The organism is Haloarcula sp. CBA1131 (assembly GCF_008728975.1).
GTDB classification, from domain to species: Archaea; Halobacteriota; Halobacteria; order Halobacteriales; family Haloarculaceae; genus Haloarcula; species Haloarcula hispanica.
On the sequence record NZ_RPCY01000001.1, the window covers coordinates 2,519,850 to 2,539,212 of the forward strand.

The 19,363-nt window shown below is 64.0% G+C and carries 20 protein-coding genes; 13 read left to right on the top strand and 7 right to left on the bottom strand.

The features are described 5' to 3' along the window. Positions 1-13: 13 nt before the first annotated feature. Positions 14-706, bottom strand: a complete 693-nt coding sequence (locus tag Har1131_RS12805) for a 6-hydroxymethylpterin diphosphokinase MptE-like protein (protein WP_064288420.1) — start codon at positions 704-706, stop codon at positions 14-16. 329 nt (positions 707-1,035) lie between these two features. Here Har1131_RS12805 and Har1131_RS12810 point away from each other — a divergent pair, with 329 nt between their 5' ends. Then, positions 1,036-2,496: a trehalose-6-phosphate synthase gene (locus Har1131_RS12810; protein WP_151146723.1), complete on the top strand. Its 1,461-nt coding sequence runs from the start codon at positions 1,036-1,038 to the stop codon at positions 2,494-2,496. Positions 2,497-2,511: 15 nt separating this feature from the next. Here Har1131_RS12810 and Har1131_RS12815 read toward each other — a convergent pair whose 3' ends face one another. Continuing rightward, on the bottom strand, positions 2,512-3,363 hold the full coding sequence (locus Har1131_RS12815; protein ID WP_050037753.1) for a hypothetical protein: 852 nt from the start codon (positions 3,361-3,363) through the stop codon (positions 2,512-2,514). A 204-nt stretch (positions 3,364-3,567) separates the two neighbouring features. Between Har1131_RS12815 and Har1131_RS12820 the strand changes: the two genes are divergently transcribed. Then, positions 3,568-4,665 (top strand): polymer-forming cytoskeletal protein, encoded by a 1,098-nt coding sequence (locus Har1131_RS12820; protein ID WP_014039895.1) that lies wholly within the window; start codon positions 3,568-3,570, stop codon positions 4,663-4,665. A 41-nt stretch (positions 4,666-4,706) separates the two neighbouring features. Here the strand turns inward: Har1131_RS12820 and Har1131_RS12825 are convergent, their stop codons facing one another. After that, a complete protein-coding gene (locus Har1131_RS12825) occupies positions 4,707-5,786 on the bottom strand; it encodes a dipeptide epimerase (RefSeq protein ID WP_050037752.1) in 1,080 nt (359 codons plus the stop codon). Further along, entirely contained in the window at positions 5,783-6,826 is a 1,044-nt protein-coding gene (locus tag Har1131_RS12830; protein WP_129754952.1) for a DUF1611 domain-containing protein, read from the bottom strand. The genes Har1131_RS12825 and Har1131_RS12830 overlap by 4 nt, the downstream gene beginning before the upstream one ends. A 138-nt stretch (positions 6,827-6,964) precedes the next feature. Here Har1131_RS12830 and Har1131_RS12835 point away from each other — a divergent pair, with 138 nt between their 5' ends. Then, on the top strand, positions 6,965-7,711 hold the full coding sequence (locus Har1131_RS12835; protein ID WP_050037751.1) for a helix-turn-helix domain-containing protein: 747 nt from the start codon (positions 6,965-6,967) through the stop codon (positions 7,709-7,711). Between the two features lie 133 nt (positions 7,712-7,844). On the opposite strand, the gene Har1131_RS12840 is transcribed toward Har1131_RS12835, so the two are convergent. Then, positions 7,845-8,597, bottom strand: a complete 753-nt coding sequence (locus Har1131_RS12840) for an IclR family transcriptional regulator (RefSeq protein ID WP_050037750.1) — start codon at positions 8,595-8,597, stop codon at positions 7,845-7,847. A 329-nt stretch (positions 8,598-8,926) separates the two neighbouring features. Between Har1131_RS12840 and Har1131_RS12845 the strand changes: the two genes are divergently transcribed. The 9 genes from Har1131_RS12845 to Har1131_RS21805 all read left to right on the top strand — a co-directional run bounded on the left by Har1131_RS12845 (position 8,927) and on the right by Har1131_RS21805 (position 17,386). After that, positions 8,927-10,480, top strand: a complete 1,554-nt coding sequence (locus tag Har1131_RS12845) for a Na+/H+ antiporter NhaC family protein (protein ID WP_014039890.1) — start codon at positions 8,927-8,929, stop codon at positions 10,478-10,480. After that, entirely contained in the window at positions 10,477-10,749 is a 273-nt protein-coding gene (locus Har1131_RS12850) for a hypothetical protein (RefSeq protein ID WP_050037749.1), read from the top strand. The genes Har1131_RS12845 and Har1131_RS12850 overlap by 4 nt, the downstream gene beginning before the upstream one ends. Positions 10,750-10,828: 79 nt before the next feature. Further along, entirely contained in the window at positions 10,829-11,842 is a 1,014-nt protein-coding gene (locus tag Har1131_RS12855; RefSeq protein ID WP_014039888.1) for an alanine dehydrogenase, read from the top strand. Positions 11,843-11,965: 123 nt separating this feature from the next. Next, positions 11,966-12,925 (top strand): nucleoside hydrolase, encoded by a 960-nt coding sequence (locus tag Har1131_RS12860; protein WP_151146726.1) that lies wholly within the window; start codon positions 11,966-11,968, stop codon positions 12,923-12,925. A 214-nt stretch (positions 12,926-13,139) separates the two neighbouring features. Next, a complete protein-coding gene (locus Har1131_RS12865; RefSeq protein WP_151103111.1) occupies positions 13,140-14,222 on the top strand; it encodes a Xaa-Pro peptidase family protein in 1,083 nt (360 codons plus the stop codon). 96 nt (positions 14,223-14,318) lie between these two features. Further along, positions 14,319-16,016, top strand: a complete 1,698-nt coding sequence (locus Har1131_RS12870; RefSeq protein ID WP_151146729.1) for an alpha-glucosidase — start codon at positions 14,319-14,321, stop codon at positions 16,014-16,016. Between the two features lie 78 nt (positions 16,017-16,094). Continuing rightward, positions 16,095-16,865 carry a creatininase family protein gene (locus Har1131_RS12875; RefSeq protein WP_014039884.1) on the top strand — a complete coding sequence of 257 codons (771 nt, stop codon included), beginning with the start codon at positions 16,095-16,097 and terminating at the stop codon, positions 16,863-16,865. Positions 16,866-16,967: 102 nt separating this feature from the next. Beyond that, positions 16,968-17,132: a hypothetical protein gene (locus Har1131_RS21800; RefSeq protein WP_165353747.1), complete on the top strand. Its 165-nt coding sequence runs from the start codon at positions 16,968-16,970 to the stop codon at positions 17,130-17,132. 89 nt (positions 17,133-17,221) lie between these two features. Then, positions 17,222-17,386 carry a hypothetical protein gene (locus tag Har1131_RS21805; RefSeq protein WP_023843175.1) on the top strand — a complete coding sequence of 55 codons (165 nt, stop codon included), beginning with the start codon at positions 17,222-17,224 and terminating at the stop codon, positions 17,384-17,386. A 98-nt stretch (positions 17,387-17,484) separates the two neighbouring features. Here Har1131_RS21805 and Har1131_RS12880 read toward each other — a convergent pair whose 3' ends face one another. Together Har1131_RS12880 and Har1131_RS12885 are read right to left on the bottom strand one after the other, a co-directional pair. Next, positions 17,485-17,685: a hypothetical protein gene (locus Har1131_RS12880; protein WP_008310143.1), complete on the bottom strand. Its 201-nt coding sequence runs from the start codon at positions 17,683-17,685 to the stop codon at positions 17,485-17,487. A gap of 150 nt (positions 17,686-17,835) precedes the next feature. Next, positions 17,836-18,123, bottom strand: coding sequence for a DUF5789 family protein (locus Har1131_RS12885; protein ID WP_014039881.1), 288 nt, complete (start codon positions 18,121-18,123; stop codon positions 17,836-17,838). 129 nt (positions 18,124-18,252) lie between these two features. Between Har1131_RS12885 and Har1131_RS12890 the strand changes: the two genes are divergently transcribed. Further along, positions 18,253-19,347, top strand: a complete 1,095-nt coding sequence (locus Har1131_RS12890; protein ID WP_151146732.1) for a hypothetical protein — start codon at positions 18,253-18,255, stop codon at positions 19,345-19,347. Positions 19,348-19,363: the final 16 nt, after the last annotated feature.

Below are 19,363 nucleotides of genomic sequence, written 5' to 3' on the forward strand. Positions count from 1 at the left end.
CGGGGCGTCGTTTTCAGTCGGTAGCGACTGGCTCAATGTCGTCACGTCGGCCGTCGAGCACGTCGAAGCGCTCGCCGCGGCGCTGTTCTAGCCAGTGGAGCAGGCGCTCGGCCCAGCGGAGTTTCTGTCGCTTTTCCGCAGTCACGGACGGGTCGTCGAAGTCCCAGCCGGGGAACACCAGCGCGGCAGCGCCGAAGTGGTCCGCGAGGAACGCGGCGCGGTCGCCGTCGGTGAAACCGCCGTAGTTGCGGACCGGCGGGGCGGGGGCCGCCTGTGTCGTCGGCACGACGAACTCGCTGTCGTAAGTCGGAATGTGTGTCTCCAGTGCGGGGATGTTGTCGCCGTGGGCGTGGGCGACGACCGGCGTCCCGTCGGCGGTCAGTTCTCGGCCGGTACCGGCGTTCTTATCCAGGTCTGTGACCATGCAGTCGATGGCCACACCTTCCGTCTGGAGGCGGTCGGCGGCCGTGGAGGCCGCGAAGACCACGTCAGCATCGACTGCCCGGTCGGCCTCGGCTTCGAGTGATGGGCCGGCCCCGGCGACGGCAACCATTGCGCCGTCGAGTTCGAGTCGCGCCGGGTCGTACGTGCTGTCGTCGCCGAGCAGGTCTCCGAACCGGTCGCGGGCACGCTCGTCGCCATCGCGAGGATAGCCGAAATCGTCGAGGATATCCTCGTACACCGGTTCCCAGGTGTGAAATTCCATCTGTTGTCAGACACCACGGAGTGGACGTGCTTCTGTCTTGTTCACCGAGCCAGTCATACCGCTTTCACACTACCAACGTCCCACAGCGTAGCTGTCGCTATCGAATTCGTGTCCAGATAAACCGAGTTGAGCCGAAATGGCACGTCCGTGTACCCCTACCCGGGTGCCCTTTCGGCTTTCACCCCTTTCTTTCGAGGCCTCCGGTATAAGTTTTCTCTTACCGTCAGACATGGAGGACAGGCGTCACAAGCCCGAGGACTTGTTACGTTGGAAACACGAGTCAGTAGTCCACGACAGTCTCAAGGCAGGGAAGCACTTACCGCAGGCAAATGGCCCCGGAACTGTCAGTAAACGCGCAAGACGGTGCAGTTCCGGACTCGCTGGTGGTCGTCTCGAACCGCGAACCGTATAGCCACGAGCGGGACGACGACGGTGAGATACGGGTCCAGTCCGCGGCGGGTGGGCTGACGAGCGCACTCGACCCGGTGATGCAGTCACGGGGCGGCACCTGGGTCGCCTGGGGCAGCGGCGACGCCGATATGGCCGTTGCCGAGGAGGGCATCGTCGAAGTCCCGCCGTCTGCCCCCACATACGACCTGAAACGCGTTCCCCTCTCCGACGCGGCAGTTCAGGGTTACTACTACGGCTACGCCAATCAGGTTCTCTGGCCCCTCTGTCACGAAGACACGGGCCGAATGTGGGCCGAGCCCGCCTACTGGGAGCAGTACCGCGCCGTCAACGAGCAGTTCGCCGAGGCCGTCGATGCGGTCGCCGACGCGGACCAGTCGGTCTGGTTCCAGGACTACCACCTGGCGCTCGCGCCCAGATTGGTCCGACAGCGGCGACCGGATACGACGCTGTTGCAGTTCTGGCACATCCCCTGGCCCGCGCCGTCGGTGTTCCGGCACTGCCCCCACAGCGACGCGCTCCTCGACGGATTGCTGGCCTGTGACGTCATCGGCTTTCACACGACAGCGTACGTCGAGCAGTTCCTGCACTGCGTCGACAGCGCGTTCCCCGCGGCGACCGTCGACACGGACGGCGGAATAGTCACCCGCAGCGGTGACAAGACACGAGCCGTCGCGAACCCGCTGGGAATCGACGTCGAGGGGGTTCGGGACCGAGCACGGGCTGCTGACGTGACCAGTATCCGGGATACTGTGCTGGGCGGCAGCCGCTCGGACACGTCGATTCGCCTCGCGCTCGGCGTCGAACGGCTCGACTATTCGAAGGGCATCCCCGAACGGATCGAGGCGCTGGCACACCTCTGGGACCGGCGGCCGGACCTGCGAAGAGAATTCACGTACGTCCAGAAGGCGAGCCGAACCCGGGAGGGGATCGCCGCCTACCGCCGCTACAGAGCGGACGTCGTCGATGCCGTCGAGCGCGTCAACGACCGCTTCGGGACCGACGACTGGCAGCCCATCGTCTACACCGAGGCCAAACTCGACAACGAGACGCTCGCCGGGCTGTACCGGGCCGCAGAAGTCGCGGTCGTGACGCCCCATCGCGACGGCATGAACCTCGTCGCCCACGAGTACCCAGCGGCCTGTGTCGACGGCGACGGCTCGCTCGTGCTGAGCGAACTGGCCGGCGCGGCGACCCATCTCGACGGCGCGCTGACGGTCAATCCGCACGACATCGAGGCGATTGCGGACGCCATCGAGCGGGCGTTTGAACTGGACGAAGCGGAAACAAGGGACCGGCTGTCGCGTCTTCAGGACGGCGTCGAGGCGCTCGACAGTTCACAGTGGGTCGCCAGGCAGTTCAGCGCCGGCCAGTCCCTGTAGTTTTTCCGTCGTTCGTCAGTTCGCTGCCTTTGACAGCCAGTCCGGTTCCGCGACGATGGTGTCGTCGACCTGCGAGACGGAGAGCGACAGCGTCACCGTCACCGGCTGGCCGTCCCGCTCAGTTGTCACGCTGTACTCGAACATTCGGACGACGCCGTCCTCGTCGACGAGAACGGTCGCGCTGGCCGACTGTGTCGTCCCGTTGGCCGAGACGTTCGTCGAGACGGCGTCGTCGGCAGCGAAGCCGGTGACGTCGCTCCCGGTTGCTTCGAACCGCGAGACGCTGTCACCGTCGACCGTCTCGGTACCGGCGTAGGTCCAGTTGATGTCCGACCCTAGTGATTGCAGCAGCGAGCGGTCGATGACGCTGCTCTCGTTGACGGGCTGGACCTGGCCATCGTACGGCGGTGATGCCGAGCGGTAGTCCGTCCTCGTGTCGTCACCGCGGGTGAGGACTCGACGCTCGGCGGTGGTCCCGTCAGCCGTGTAGGTCGTCGTCGCCAGCGTGTCGCCGCTGGCCTGGACCAGTTCGCCCGTCGCCAGCGACCGGTCGCTGTCGCGGTCGATAGCGACGGTCCGGTTGATGAACACCGACCGGTTCTCGCCGTCGCGGACCGTCGAGAGCTGGAACGACAGCGAGGTGGTGAACGACGAGTTCGACAGCGTCTCGAAGTGCCCGCGTTCGACGGCCGCCGCGTCGAACCCGGACGACCCGGGGGCGGGGCCGTTGGCATCAATCTGCGTCGCCGTTACTTCGGCGTCCGTACCGTCTGTGCCCGAATCAGTACCCAGCAGCCCGCTACAGCCGGCGGACGCTGTCAGTAGCATTACGAGTGCAAGCGAGAGGTGGCGGCGTTCGAGTAACATACCGGAGCCACTGTATCAGCGAACTAGTTCGTTATGGCCGTTCAGCTGTCACGTTCTCGCTGTTATCGACGTTCGAACAGACCGTTACTGACTGCGCCGTCACCAGCGCACTACGGAGGGGAATGCCGTTCCCGTCGGACCAGCGTCAGACGCCCGTCATGCACGTCATGAGGGTTTAATACGAACGGAACCGCTATAGTAACCGTGCCTCTCGGCTCCGACCCGCTGTCCGAACTCGACATTCCCGACGGGACGACCGTCGAGGAACACGACCTGGTGACCGACGGCGACGTCATCGTCGGCGGCCAGTCGACCGTGGAGTTCGGCGTACGCGGGCGGACAGTCATCGCCGACGAGCGGGTCCGCTTTGGCGGCCACATCGAAGCCGAAGGTGACTGTCGGCTGGACATGTGGTGTGACGTCGCGGACAACGTCCTCGTCGGCGAAGACGCCTACATCGGCGAACGGGTACACATCGGCGGCGAACTCCGTGTCGCGGGCGACCTTGATATCGGCGACGACGTGGACATCGAGAACGGGTTCGAGGCGAACGGCTGGATCGTCATCCGCAATCCGATGCCGACCATCGTCTTCCTGTTCGTCTACCTCTCGCAACTCCTCCGCATCGGCGAGGAAGACGCGGCCGAGGAAGTAATCGACGAGATGCTAGACGACGGCAGTGACGAGCACGACCCGGTTCTGATTCCACGCGGTGCGAGCGTCTCGGACGACGCCTGGCGCGTCTCGACGCCGGCAACGGTCGGCGACGACTGCCGGCTCCACGGCAACATCCGCGCGAAGTCCCTCGAAGTCGGCCGTGACACGGTCGTCTTCGGGAGCCTCCGCGCGAAAGACGATATCGTGGTCGGCCGGGGCACGGAGATCAAAGGGGACGTAACGACTCGCAGCGGCACCGTCCGTGTCGGCCCGGGAGCGAAGATCTGGGGCGACATCTCGGGGACGACCGTCGAACTCCACGAGAACGCGACGGTCGACGGGACGATCCGGACCAGCGAGGAGATGCGGATGCACACCGAGGCGGTGCTGGACCGGCCGGACGAATCCGCTGCAGCGATGGCTGAGATGGCCGAATCGCTCGAAGCTGACACTGACACTACGGAGCCAGCTGACGAACGAAGCGATTCAGACAACAGCGAGTCGGCGGCCGATGCAGCAGCCGACGACCCCGCCACTGCGGACAGTGCGGCAACCGACGGCGGGGATGCAGACGGAGCGACAACCGGTAGCGATGCTTCCGAGGACGGTCCCGATGTCGAAGAGGCGGCGGAGTCGGCAGAGTAACCGCTCGGACGCTATTTTGCGTAGAGAAACGCCACACAGCGTCAGCGTTCAGTCGCGTCACACACAGCCGCCGGCGGTGAAACCCCGTGTCCCGGCCCGTCGATATCGATACGCGGGCCGAACGACATTGACGGCGGACACTCGTCAAACAGCAGGTGGCCGTCCAGGTCGACGTAATCGAAGGCACCGAGCCCAGCGGCGAGGTGGGCGCTCGTCGCGATCCCGGTTGCGCCTTCGAGCATACAGCCGAGCATACAGTCGAGGGAGGCGGCCTCGGCGATGTTCACAATCGCCGCTGCCCCGAGGAGCCCCGATTTCCCGAGTTTGACGTTGATCACGTCGGCAGCCCCTTCGCGAACCACGGCCGTTGCGTCTGCCGGCGTGAACACGGCCTCGTCCGCGGCGACAGGGACCGAGAGTCTGTCGCGTGCCCTCGCAAGCCCGCAGATGTCGTCTTTCGGCGTCGGCTGTTCGACCAGGGCGAGGTCGACCCCGGCCGCGGTCACCTCGTCGACAAACGTCGCTGCGGCCTTCGGCGTCCAGCCCTGATTCGCGTCCACGGTAATCGTTGCGTCGGGCGCGGCGTCCGCGACTGCGACAGTCCGGGCCACGTCGGCGTCGACCTCTCCGCCGGCTTTGACCTTGATGTGGTCGAAGCCCGCAGTTGCGGCGCGCGTGGCTCGCTCGGCTGCCGCGTCGGGCGTGACTATCGGAACGGTGATATCCGTCGTAACTGTGGTCGGCGCTCCGCCGAACAGCTCCGAGAGCGGGATGCCCCGGTCGCGACAGTAGGCGTCGAGCAGTGCCGTCTCGACGGCGAACAGTGCTGAAACCCCTCCGGGCACGGCTGCCCGCAGGTCACTGACGAGTTCGCGGTAATCGGCGAGAGACGCTCCCTCAAGCAGCGATGTAACCGACCGGGCGGTCGCCACGGCGGCCGCCTGCGTCTCGCCGGTCACCGGCGGCAGCGGGGACCCCTCACCGTGGCCGACCACGCCAGAATCTGTCTCCACTGTAACGACCAGATTCCGCGCTTTCTCCCGAGTGCCAAGCGAGATTTCGAACGGTTCGCGGAGTTCGTGATCGAGCGGTTCGACGGAGATGCGGTCGATACGGGTCATAGCGCCTCCAGGACGGCCGTGAGGAGTGTCTCCGGGCCGTCATCGTCGTAGGTGTTCGCCGCTGGCAGGCCTGTCCGAGCGGCTTCTTCCTCCGGATCGCCCCAGGTGGAGAGCGCGGCGACTGTCGTATCCGCGAGGTCGGTAATCGCGCGACGTTCGGCTTCGACGCCGGCCACGGTGAGGTCGTCGAAATGGGACCGGGCCTCCCGAGAAGGGTCGTCGGCTAGCACGACTGCATCGGGGGCCGCCCCGTGAAGCAGCCCGAGCGTCACCCCGCCGTATGCGGTGTGCGTGAGCGCGGCCTGCCCCTCGACAAACACGATATCGTGGTCCGCTGCGACGTCGAGCACCATGTCCTCGACGATGCCCGAAACGAAGTCGGCCGGAACCCGGTCGATGACGACACCGCGGTCCGCGCCGACGAGGATGCCGGTCTGTCCAGTCGCGACCCAGCCGGCGTCGAGCCCGGCGTCGGCCGCTGCCCGGTACAGTTCGAAGGTCGTCGTTCGCTTCCCGACCGCACAGTCGGTCCCCATCGTCAGGACCACGTCCGCGTCGGCTTCGCTCCCGCGGCCGTCACCGAGCGTCAGGTCGGCGACGGACGGCGGTTTCCGGACGTCGACGAGGTCGACACCGTGTTGCTGTGCGCGCTCGGTCCAGGCTGGGCGCTCGCTCAAGAAGACGTGCAGGCCGGAGACGACGTCACAGCCCCGTTCCATCGCACGCTGGATAGCCTCGACCCAGGCCGCCGGAAGGTCACCGCCAGCGGGCGCAACGCCGATGACGAGGACGGCTGCGTCCGGGGCTCGGTTCAGCGCTTCGGTGACGGTTTCGACGACCGGCACGTCGTCGGCAGCCGGCCAATCGAGGGCCGCTCCGGCGTTGGGGCTCGGACACGTCGAGTCCACGACGGCCTGCGCGTCGAACAGCTCTCCGTGCATGACGATTCCGTTGGCCGTCTTGCCTTCCGGTTGTCCGAACTCGCCCTCTGCGAGCACAACGGCGGGCGTGCCTTCGTCGTATTTTCGCCGCAAGTCCATACTGATGTACATCGCCGACGTGACTGACAAACCAGAGCCTTACATGTGTGGCACTCAGTGAGACCACTGGAGGACGATTCCCCGTGGTGAAAGCAAACGCAACCAAGCACAGTCACGTCTCAGGACCCGGAGAGAACGATGGGCGCTGACGGCTCCGATGCGACCGCTAACTCGGCCAGTGGCGGTCTCCAGCTGACACTCGAACTGGAGCATCCCGACTGCTGGATGCGGGAGGTGACGGCGGCCACCTCGGCCAGACTGCTGGTCAACGCCGCGTATCTGGTCGACGAGAAGGTCAAGGCCCACGTCGTCGCATACGCGGAGTCGGCGGACGCGGTCGACGCACTCGTCGCGGCGACTCGGGCGTCCGACCACACCGAGACAGTCACAGAGATGGATACCCGTCGCAGCTTCGGCGGCATATCCGCACCGGTAAACAAAGCGACGAGCACGCTGCTCGTCGAGTACGGCCCCGAGGAGAGCATCCACGACGCGCTGGTCTCACACGGGTTCATGAACCAGGAGCCGATTCGAATCCGCAACGGGACCGAGTACTGGACGGTCGCCATCGACGAATCGCGGGCGACGATACAGGAGAAACTCGACGCCGTGTGTGCACAGAAAGACGCAACAATCACCATCACACAGATCACGTCGGCGACCACCGGAAGCAGAGAACGCGATGGATTGGCTGTCCGGCAGCTTTCCGACAAGCAGCGCGAAGTGTTCGAACTGGCCCGCAAACGCGGCTATTACGACTACCCGAGGGCGGTAAGCGGGAGCGAGTTGGCCGACGAACTCGATATCGCGAAGACGACGTTCCATGAACACCTCCGGAAAGTCGAGGCCACGCTTCTCGGCCCGAGAGACGCTGGCCGGTACTGACGACGGTACGGCGTCGATCCATGCTTCGCCTTGCCGGGTCCGTACTGTCAGAGCCAGCGTCCCGGTCCCTGTTCAGCATTTGTGACCCCAAGCGCGGCTGAACGCCTCCTGGACCGCGAGCGCAACCGAATGCCTATTCGACTCCGAGTTCTGACTCCAACTCCTCGACGACGTCTTGCAGCATCGACGCGAGTTCTTCGTTCGGCGGCAGCCGATACAGCGGGCCGGAGATGTCCAGTGCGCCGAGGACGCCGCCGTGTGGGGCGGTGACCGGTACGCCGACCGAGCGAAGCCCCTCGACCGCTTCCTGATCGTTCACCGAATAGCCGCGCTCGTTCGTGCGTTCGATGTCTTCCATGAGGGTTTCGCGGTCGGTGATTGTATACTCTGTCTCGGCGGGCAGCCCCCACCGGTCGAGAATCTCGTTGACTCGGGTCTCCGGCAACGCGGCGAGAATCGCCTTGCCGACTGCCGAGTTGTGCAGGTAGTAGTACCGGCCCACCTGGAACCCTTTCGACGGGACGTTAGCGACGACGTTGAACAGCGTTATCGCACGCCCGTACTCCTCGACGGCGAACGTGACCTCCTCGCCACAGCTATCGGCGAGTTCGTGTGTTTTGCGACGGGCGACCTCGTACCACTCGTTTCGGGTCCGAGCGCCCTCTCCGAGGTGGAACAGCTTCATACCGAGTCGGTACTGCTCGCCCCGTTTGACCAGATACTCCTGATCCAAGAGTGTCTTGAGGTGAACGTGAATGGTACTCGTCGAGAGGTCCAGCCGGTCCGCAAGCTCACTCATTCGAGCCTCCCCCAGCTCGTTTACCGCATCGATGATCGCAAGGGAGGTTTCGGTCGTCTGGAGACGACGACCGCTAGAGCTGTCCATACCACTGTGGACTTGATAGTGATATAAAAAGGTCCGGACATAGTGGAACTGGTTCGGTGGATATTATGTGTAGATGTGATAGCTACTGAGAGTGTGATTACCCATAGGTATATTTTACAATCTCACGCCCGAAATTAGTCCGTCTTCCGGGATTTGTGCGATATATAAGGTCAGGACGCTGTCCCGGATCCAATAGAAGTGGACTTTTATATAGCTACAGCGGCCGGAACGAGACAAGACTTCACCAGAGGCGGCTCCCGTGATTTGTTACCGGAGAGATAGTTATTATCATGATCTTTTGCGTGTGTATCTGACGAGGCACAGAATGCATGTCAGACACGGATAGTGGCGATGGGACAGAGATCGAGGAGATCTCTGGTCCGGACGTCGAAGCAATCGAGTTCTACGGCGGACGGTGGATGAGCGTCATTCCCATAGGGTTGTTTATCCTGTGGGCAATTGTCCAGAGTGGCCTGTTCGGTATCGGGGACACGACTGGACTCGTCGCAGGGATGCTCGTGGCGCTCATCGTCGGGATGTTCTTCGCCAAGGGAGACTGGAAGAACTACGCGAACACCATCTTCGATGGGATGACAAAGCGGGTCGCCGCGACGGCAGTCGTCGCGTGGCTCTGGGCAGGGATGTTCTCGAACACGCTGCAGGCAGGTGGCTTCGTCGGCGGACTCGTCTGGGCAGCGAACGCGGCCGAAGTCGGGGGCGCGCTGTTCCCCGCCGCCACCTTCATCCTCGCTGCGCTTTTCACGACCGGTATCGGCACCGGGTACGGCGCGGCAGTCGCCTTCTCGGCGCTGTTCTTCCCGGCCGGCATCCTGCTCGGTGCGAATCCGGTGTTGTTGTTCGGAGCAATTCTCTCAGGGGCTGTCTTCGGCGACAACCTGGCACCGGTCAGTGATACGACAATCGTGAGTGCGGTGACACAGGACGCCGACATCGGCGGCGTCGTCGCCTCGCGGTTCAAGTACGCCATCATCGCTGCGGTGTTGGCGCTCGCGGCGTACGTTTTCGCCGGGAACGCGATGCCCGGGCTGGACATCTCCCAGCAGGCACAGGACCTGTTCGTCCAGAACAGCGAGCCGGCGGGACTGTTGCATCTCATTTCCATGCTCGTCGTCATTGTGACGGCAGTCATGGGCCGACACATCGTCGAGGCGATCTCGTGGGGCCTCGTCGTCGCCGTTGCCTTCAACATCGTCTTCGGTCTCGCACCGCTGAGTGCCGTGTTGCTGTTCAAGGTCCCGGAAACGTCTTCGGCCGCAAGCTGGGCTGGCTCACTTCCCATCGCGGAAGTGGTCGCGCCGCAAAACGCTGGCGTCACCGGGTCGATCTACAACGGTGCAGCCGGGTTCTTCCCGCTAATCGTTCTCGTGTTGCTCATCGTCGCCGGGTCAGAGATCATGATCCGTGGCGGTGGCTTCGAGGCGATCCAGGAGTGGCTCCTCGAAAACGTCGCAACGGGCGTTCGCAAGGCCGAAACGACGATGGTAGTCGGCACTGCCCTCGTCAACTCGATGATCACGATCAACACGGCCGCAGAGATCGCGATCGCGCCGTACATCGCCCGCATCGGCCAGCGGTACAACATCAACAGCTACCGTCGAGCGAATATCCTCGACGCGAACACCTCGGCGCTCGGGTACATCTTCCCGTGGGGCGGCGGCGTGCTCATCGGCTTCGCGACGCTGCAAGGCCTCCCGAACCAGTACGAGTGGTTCACCAGTGCGATGGTCGTCAACCCCGTGCAGGTGTGGCCGTACGTCTTCCACGGCTGGTTCCTGTTCGGTGTGTTCCTGCTCTCCGCACTGACCGGCTTCGGGCTCGAATACACCACTGACCGCAAATCCAAGGATGTGACCCGTCTATGAGCATATTCAGTAAATTCCTCACTGGGATGTCCTTCAGGACGACCACGCCGACGTTCGCGGCGGGCGAGGAGATCGAGGTGTACGTCACGGAACTCGACGAGGAATCCGGCGAGCTGGTCGCACAGGTCGGCGAAACCCGTCTCCACTTCGAGAACGGCGAGACAGACATCGTCGGCTGTCGCGTCCTCGCGAAGGTCGAGTCGTTCGACGACGCGGAGCACCGCGGCCGTCTCACCCACCTCAAAACGCTGTCTCAGGGGTCGTTCTAGGATTGCCAACGAGCGCCGAGACGGACATTGAATCAGTATAGCGCGATCGAATAAACCGATATCACAGATTCGAACCACTATGAGCAACTCACTATATTCGACAGCACGACAGGACAACCAGACGACTATCGTCCCCAGTACGGACATCGAGGCGGCCGTCGAGATGGCGGACCTCGTGCCGGCCATCGAGGCCGCGTTCGCCGCATACGAAAACGACACGGCGCAGATGCCGCCGAAATCCTACATCGACCTGCCACAGCACAACGGTGACTTCCGGTCGATGCCGGCCTACCTCGAAACGGACGACTGGGAAGCGTCGGGCATCAAGTGGGTGAATGTTCACCCGGACAACCCCGACGAGTTCGACCTGCCGACCGTGATGGGGACGCTCGTGTACACGGACCCAGAGAGCGGCTTCCCGCTTGCCGTGATGGACGCCACGACGCTGACGATGAAGCGAACCGGCGCGGCCGCCGCCGTGGCGACGGACCACCTCGCCGTCGAGGACGCGTCCTCGCTGGGCATCATCGGTGCCGGCGTCCAGTCCTACACGCAACTGGAGGCCATCTCGCAGGTACGACCGATTGAATCCGTCGTCGTCAGCGACCTCGACGACGACCGCGTCCAGCGGTTCATCGACACCTTCGGCGACGAGTTCGACGTGCGAGCCGGCACGATTTCCGAGGCGGCCCAGTGTGATGTTCTCTCGACCGTGACGCCGGTCGAAGACCCCATCGTCACGCTTGAGGACCTCGGGGAACACACCCACGTCAACGCCATGGGTGCCGACGCCGAAGGGAAGCAGGAACTCCACACGGAGGTCATCCGCGAGGCGACCCTCGTCATCGACGACTTCGAACAGACGACCCACTCCGGCGAGATAAACGTCCCCTGGAGCACGGGTGAAATCGACGAGTCGGATATCGACGCCGAACTCGGCGAGATCGTCGTCGGGAACGCGCCGGGCCGCGAGGACCTGTCCGGGATTACCGTCTTCGACTCGACCGGGCTCGCGATTCAGGACATCGCTGCCGCACGCATCGTGTACGAATCGCTCGGTGACGACAGCGGCTACCGCCTCGAAATGGTGTAACCCCGGCGGTCTGCAGTATCGTAGCAGTTGGCCGTTCACCCACCGCTATCGAGTGTCGCACAGACAACTGTGGCACGCAGTTGTGTCCCGGAACGATTTATATGTGCCATACGACGAGGGCGTATGCGACGCGTCATCATCGATACGGACACCGCGGGCGACGACACACAGGCAATTTTGCTGTCCTGTCTCAGTGATCGAGTTACCGTCGAGGCAGTCACAATCGTCGCCGGCAACGTGCCCTTCGACAGAGAGGTCGAGAACGCGAAGTACACGCTCGAACTCGCCGATTCCCTCGACGTGCCCGTCTACGAAGGGGCGAGACAGCCGCTTCTCAAGGAATTCGAACACGCGACGTACATTCACGGTGAGGACGGCCTCGGCGGGGACGTGTTCCCCGACACCGGTATCGAGTCGGCGGCAGGGTTTGGCCCCGACGAGATCGTCGACCGCTGTCGGGCGGCCCCTGGCGAAATCACGCTGCTCTGCATCGGCCCGCTGACCAATCTGGCGCTGGCGTACGCCCGCGAGCCTGAACTTCCGGAGCTTGTCGATGAGGTGTGGGTGATGGGCGGGAACGTCAACTGTGAGGGGAACGTCACTCCTGCCGCGGAATTCAATCTGTGGGTCGACCCCGACGCTGCCAAACGCGTGTTCGACGCCTTCGAGGTGACGCTCGTCGACTGGGGCGTGTGTCTTCGAGACGCAGTGTTTGGCTCCTCCGAGTTCGAAGCAGTATCAGCGTTCGATACGGAACTGGCGTCGTTCTTCGAGTCGGTAACCGAGCAGGCCCGGGCGTTCAACAGCGAAGGCCCCGACGATCCCGGATGGACGGCACTCCCGGACAGCGTCACCGCCGCGTTGCTGGCGTATCCGGAACTCCGCGAGGCGGTGTCGACGTACCACGTCGCGGTGGACGACCGCGACGGACTCACCCGCGGGTACACCAGCGTCGACGTCAACGGCGTGACTGACGGCGAACCGAACACCCACGTCGTGGAGTCCGTCGACAGCGACGCCTTCCAGTCGGTCATGTACTCGCTGCTCCAGTCCCGGGACCCTGACAGCGGCATCGCCGAGTGAGTCATACTGCCGGCTGTACGTCTGTGACGAATATCGCCACTTCGGGGTGGCGAATCTCTTGAAATAGTTACAGCCGGCAGTATCAGGAGCGGTGTCGGGCGCGATAGTAGCGAACGGTGTGTGTCGTAGTTGCCGCTGTGCGAGACCTGTGGCGCCGGTCCTGTCGCCGCGTGTTGTCCCTGGTTTTTACTGGGGGCCGGAGGGATGTCAGGGTATGACGCTTACAGACCGTCTCGACCAGTACCGCCGGGCAGCGGGACTCGAAGCCGTCTGGTTCGCCCGACCGAACTCCTTCGCGTGGCTTACGGGAGGCGGCGACAACGTCGTCGACCGGGAGGGCGACATCGGCGTCGCCGCCGCGGGCTACGACGGCGACGAGGTACGGGTCGTTGCCGACAACATCGAAGCGCCGCGGCTACGTGACGAGGAACTCGAAAGCGATGTGGCCGTCGAAACGTTCGACTGGCACGCACAGTCGCTGGCCGAGGCTGTCGCCGAAGCGAGCCCGACCCCGGCGGCGGCGGACTTCGACGTCCCCGGCTTCGAATCAGTCGACGCCACACAGCTCCGACAGCCACTGACCGAGGCCCAGATAGAGCAGTGTCGTGACCTCGCGCGAGACACGGCTGAAGCAGTCGAAGCAGTCGCGCGGAACGTCGAGCCGTCCCACACCGAACTCGATGTGACCGCCGTGCTCCGACAGAAACTCGAAGGCCGAGGCATCGCTACGCCCGTCGTACTCGTCGGCAGTGCCGAGCGGGCACAATCCTACCGCCATTACACCTCGACCGAAACTGAACTCGGCGACTACGCGCTCATATCGGTGACCGTCCAGCGGGACGGTCTCCACGTCAGCGCCACCCGAGCGGTCGCGTTCGACCCGCCGGAGTGGCTCATGGAGCGAACCCACAAGGCCGCCCGCGTCGAGACCACTGCGCTGGCCGCGACACAGGCGGCCGGTCAGGGTGGCGGCACAGCGGGCGACGTGTTCGACGCTATCCAGAACGCCTACGCCGAGGTCGGCTGGGAAGGCGAGTGGCAGAACCATCACCAGGGTGGTGCGACAGGCTTCGCCGGCCGGGAATGGATCGCCACGCCCGGACACGAGGGCGAGGTCGCGTTGCCACATGGGTACGCGTGGAACCCGACTATCGACGGCGCGAAGAGCGAGGATACCTATCTCGTCTCGGCCGACGACATCGAACTGCTGTCAGCGACCGGCGACTGGCCAACCGAGACGGTCTCGGCAGTCGGCTACGACCTCGAACTGCCGCGACATACAGTGCTGGAACTGTAGCGGTACTGCAGCCATCTCTAGCCGGCGAGTTAAGAGTTTACAACGGGTGTTGTATGAACCCGTAGATTTAAGCAACACGTCAGGCTACCCCTCTGTATGACCGCAGAGCGCGCCTGGTGGAAGGAGGCAGTCGTCTACCAGATCTATCCCCGGAGCTTCAACGACAGCGACGGTGATGGCGTCGGCGACTTACAGGGCATCATCGAGCGCCTGGACTACGTCGCCGACCTCGGCGTCGACGTCATCTGGCTCAACCCGGTGTACGACTCCCCGCAGAAGGACAACGGTTACGACATCAGCGATTATCAGGCCATCTACGACGAGTTCGGGACGATGGCCGACTGGGAAGCGCTACTTGAGGAGGTCCACGACCGGGACATGCGGCTCGTCATGGATCTCGTCGTCAATCACACCTCGGACCAACACGAATGGTTCCGGAAGTCCCGCCAGCGCGACCCGGAGTACGACGACTACTACATCTGGCGCGAGGGCGGAACAGACGAGGACGGCGAGCCCGCGCCACCGAACAACTGGGAGTCCTTCTTCGGGGGCTCCGCCTGGGAGTACGACGAGGAGCGCGGCGAGTACTTCCTCCACCTGTACGACACCTCACAGCCGGACCTGAACTGGCGCAACGACGCCGTCCGACAGGACGTCTTCGACACTATCGAGTGGTGGCTGGAGAAGGGCATCGACGGCTTCCGGATGGACGTCATCAATCTCCTGTCGAAAGTCGAGGGGCTGCCCGACGGCGATCCGGACAGCGAGTGGGTCGGGTCCGAACAGTTCATCGACGGGCCGGAGATGCTGTCGTATCTCGACGCAATGGACGACGAGGTGCTGTCGAACTACAACGTGATGACCGTCGGGGAGATGCCACAGCTCACCGTCGAGTCGGCCCGCGAGTACGCCGGCGCGGACGGCCCGCTGGACATGGCGTTTCACTTTCAGCACACGAAACTCGACTACGCTGACGGCGAGCGGTGGTCGGTCGGCGACTGGAGCCTGCCGGAACTGAAGCGTATCGTCGACCGCTGGCAGGACGGGCTGGCGGCGGACGGCTGGAACACGCTGTACTGGGAGAACCACGACCAGCCGCGGAGCGTCTCCCGCTACGGCGACCCCGAGAACTACCGCCGGGAATCCGCGAAGCTGCTCGGAACGTTCCTCCTCACGCTCCGTGGCACGCCCTACATCTACCAGGGGCAGGAACTCGGGATGACCAACGCCGACTGGGACACGATGGACGACCTCCGCGACGTGGACGCCATCAACCACGCGCGAGAGCTACTCGACCGGGAGGGCGTCGACGACTACGATGACGTGAAAGACGTGGTCGGCTATCGGACCCGCGACAACGCCCGGACGCCGATGCAGTGGGACGACTCGGAATACGCCGGCTTCACCGACGGCGACCCCTGGATTCAGGTCAATTCGAACGACAGGGAGATCAACGCGGCCGACCAGCAGGCCGATCCGGACTCCGTTTACAGCTACTACCAGCGGCTCATCCAGTTACGCTCCGACAGAGACGTGCTCGTGTACGGGGACTACACCGACCTGCTCCCCGACCACGAAACCGTCTTCGCCTTCACGCGGTCGTTGTCGACGGACTCGGGAACCGAGAAAGTCCTCGTCGTCCTGCACTTCGACGACGCGACGGAAACCTTCGACCTGCCGGTCGAGTACGCCGATGCGACGCTGCGAGAGTGCAATTACGACCACGACGACCAGAACCCGGAAACGGTGACGCTCGCGCCGTACGAGGCTCGCGTCTACGAGCTGTTCGACTGAGTCCTTCGTACTACCTGAATCCCGCCGCGGGGCCGTGGCGAAGCACAGATTCAAGACGCGTCCGTCACCAGCAGTGGTATGTACCTTGCCGACGAGACCTGGCCGGACCTCGGCGACTATTTCGAGACGGAGTCGCTCGCGCTCGTCCCGCTCGGGTCGACAGAGCAACATGGGCCGCATCTCCCGCTGGCGACGGACCATCTCATCGGGGAAGCCTTCGCCCGAGAAGCCGCCGACAGGACTGGCTACCTCTGCACCCCGACCATCAACGTCGGCGTGAGCCCCCATCACAGACAGTTCAACGGGACGATGTGGGTCGACGCGCCGGTGTTTCGCGACTACGTCGAGTCGTTCACCCGGAACCTGGCGTACCACGGCATCGACCGGGTCATCTACGTGAACGCCCACGGCGGGAACGTCGAGCACCTCCGGGAGGTCGGCCGGCGGCTCCGGGACGACGAAGTGCTGTACGCCATCGAGTGGATGTGGGACGAGAGCATTCCGGACCTCGTAGACGACCTGTTCGAGCAGAACGGGCCACACGGCGGGCCGAAGGAGACGGCCATGATCCAACACTTGCGCGCCGAACTGGTTCACGACGACCGCCTCGAAGACGCACGGGACGGCGGGATTCCGAGCGTCGAGGCGGCGGAGACAAAGAAGTACGGTTCGCGGACCTTCTACGATGCCGCTGATAACACCGGCAATGGTGTTCTCGGCGACCAGACCGACGCCACGGCCGAGAAGGGGGCGGAGATGTTCGAGGCCGCGACCGAACAGCTCGTCAGGCTCTGCGAATGGCTGGACGGACAGGCATTCGACGACCTGCTCCCGGAGCCACACGTCTAACGCGGGGCTGCCGGTGGTAGAACGCGATTCCCGGTCTGCGTGCCCGACGCTAAACAGTGGACCCTGAGTTGGACTTTTGAGACAGGCGGATGTACGGGGCGTATGGCCCTCCTCCTGTTTCCCGGGATGCCCGGTACTACTGAAATGGTCGTCATGCTCGTCACGATGGGGATGTTTCTCGTCGTTCCCCTCGCACTCGTCGTGGCCGCGTACCTGTTCGGCAAGCGCCGCGGCAGAGCCGAAGTGAGCGAGTCGGGCGATTCATAACCAATCGCCAGACGGCGGCCAATCGGCGCGTAATGGGCCTGTCGCGGCGAATCGACTCGTTTATCGGTCCCACTCTATGATGGAGATGTGTGTCCCCACCGAGTCCCCATCCCGAGTCGCTTCGTAGCCGAGCGTTCGAAATAACGGTTGATGACGGACGAGAGACCTTCAACGCGCTCAGTATCGAGCACGCCGATTGTGAGACGGAATGGCTCATCTCCGACACGGTGTATGCGCTCGAAAATATGCGGTAACAGGTAGCAAACTGTTGCGTTGTGGCGTTACGATAGTGGATCCAACTGCGTCGGAACGGTGACGCCGCTGTGTCTGTCCCGCCGGTTCTTCGTGTGAGTCATTCCGCTGAGAACCGCCGCCAGACTGGCATGAAGACGCCGTAGAACGAGCCAAAAACCAGGACACCAGCCGCGATAGCTAATTCTCGCCCTGCCACGCCGAATACGTCGTACAGAGTCCGGAGGACGATGAATACCCCGAGTCCCCAGACAGCGAAGGCGGCACGCTCTTTCCAGGAGAGGCCACTTCTGTGGAACACACGCTGTCTCCGCAACAGACGCTATCAAAGCCTGTGGTTCGACGCGATATCGGACCGCGAGTATAAGGGGGTGATAACACACGCCGCACAGATCACAGCAGTTGTAACTGGGATGGGTCGTGCTGGTGCCACAGAAGTCCGCTCCCGCCCTCACTCGGTCGGGATGGGGCCGGTCCCGATGACGTCCCGGACCGCGTTCTCGAACTCCTGGCGGTCGGCGAAGTACGGAACGTCGACGTCCTCGAGCACCGTTGCGAGTTCCTGCGGGCCGTCCGGCGTCCGAATCGTCGTGTCCCCCTCGCGGTCGACGATAGTGCTGTGTTCGATGCCCCAGGTGAGCCGGGCCGAGACGCGGGCCAGCGGCGCACCGGCAACGTCGGGTCCGTCGCCGAGTTCGACAGCCGGCTCCTCCGCGTCCTCGCTTTCGTCGTCGCTCATACCCGAACTGTTCCCGTGGGTCCGATTAGTGCTTTCGGAACGGCTCGCGCACTTGGTGAATCACGCGCGTGCCCGCGTCATGCATCTGTCTGACGGGTAGTTTTATCGGATGTAGCAGTAGTATACTGCATGACTAGTCTCACCGACGTGTACGAAGGGGAGGTTGGGCGCGTCGCATCGCGCCGCCAGCAACTCGTCGGGACAGCCCTGTTTCTCGTTGGTGTTGCCGGACTCGTCGGGGCAATCGCGCTCGCAACGACCGGCATCGGAAACAGATACGGGCTGGACGCCTACGCAGCCAGGCGGATCGCCGGCGTCATCGCCGGGCTCGGGCTGCCGTCGGTCATCCTCGGCGTGTTCGCGGTGTTACCGGCCAGTCGTCGAATCCGGCTGACCGCCCTCGGTGGCACGGGCGTCGCAACAGTCGGCGTCGTGCTGTTCCGGTCGCTGTATCCCTACAGCTGGACCAGCAGCGACCCGCTGCTGGCACTGCTCACCGGCGTCGTCTACTTCGCCGGTATCGTGACGACGTTCTGGTGCCTGTTCGCGTCGCTTGCGACGTTCAAGACGCGAAACGACCCCGGTGGGACGGCACGCATGGAAGTGACCGAGGAAGGGACGATCCGTCTCGTCGAGGAAGCCCGGACGCTGCCGGGACTGGGCGGCATCGGGTTTTTCGGACAGGACCCGGACGGCACGGTCGAGACGCAGACGAACCGAGCGAGTGCGACCGACGAGGGCGCTGTCAGTGACGGTGGGACCGGACAGCACTCGGGCACTACGCGCACGGCCAACGGCCGCAGTCGACAGCCGACGGGCGGCACGCAGTCTGACCGCAGCACGCGGTCCAAGCGACGGTCGGACAGCGGCACAGCGACAGAGCGACGGTCGGACCGTCGGGCGACCACTGGCTCGAACACCGGCCATCAAAACACCGCGTCGCGTGGGACGAACCGAACCGGCCCTTCCGAGAACGCGCTCGACCCGAGAATAGCTGAGGCCGGCCCGGAAGGGTCCACATCGACCGACGGTGGCACGGCGACGGCGGGGCACGACGCGATTACCGAGACGGCGGTCCACCAGGGCGAACCGGACACCTACTGCGGGAACTGCCGGCACTTCGAGTACGTGATGCAGGACGGCGATATCGAGCCGTACTGTTCGTTCCACGGCGAGGTCATGGACGACATGGAACCCTGTTCGGCGTGGGTTCGCAACGACTGATACCGTCGGCACTCCG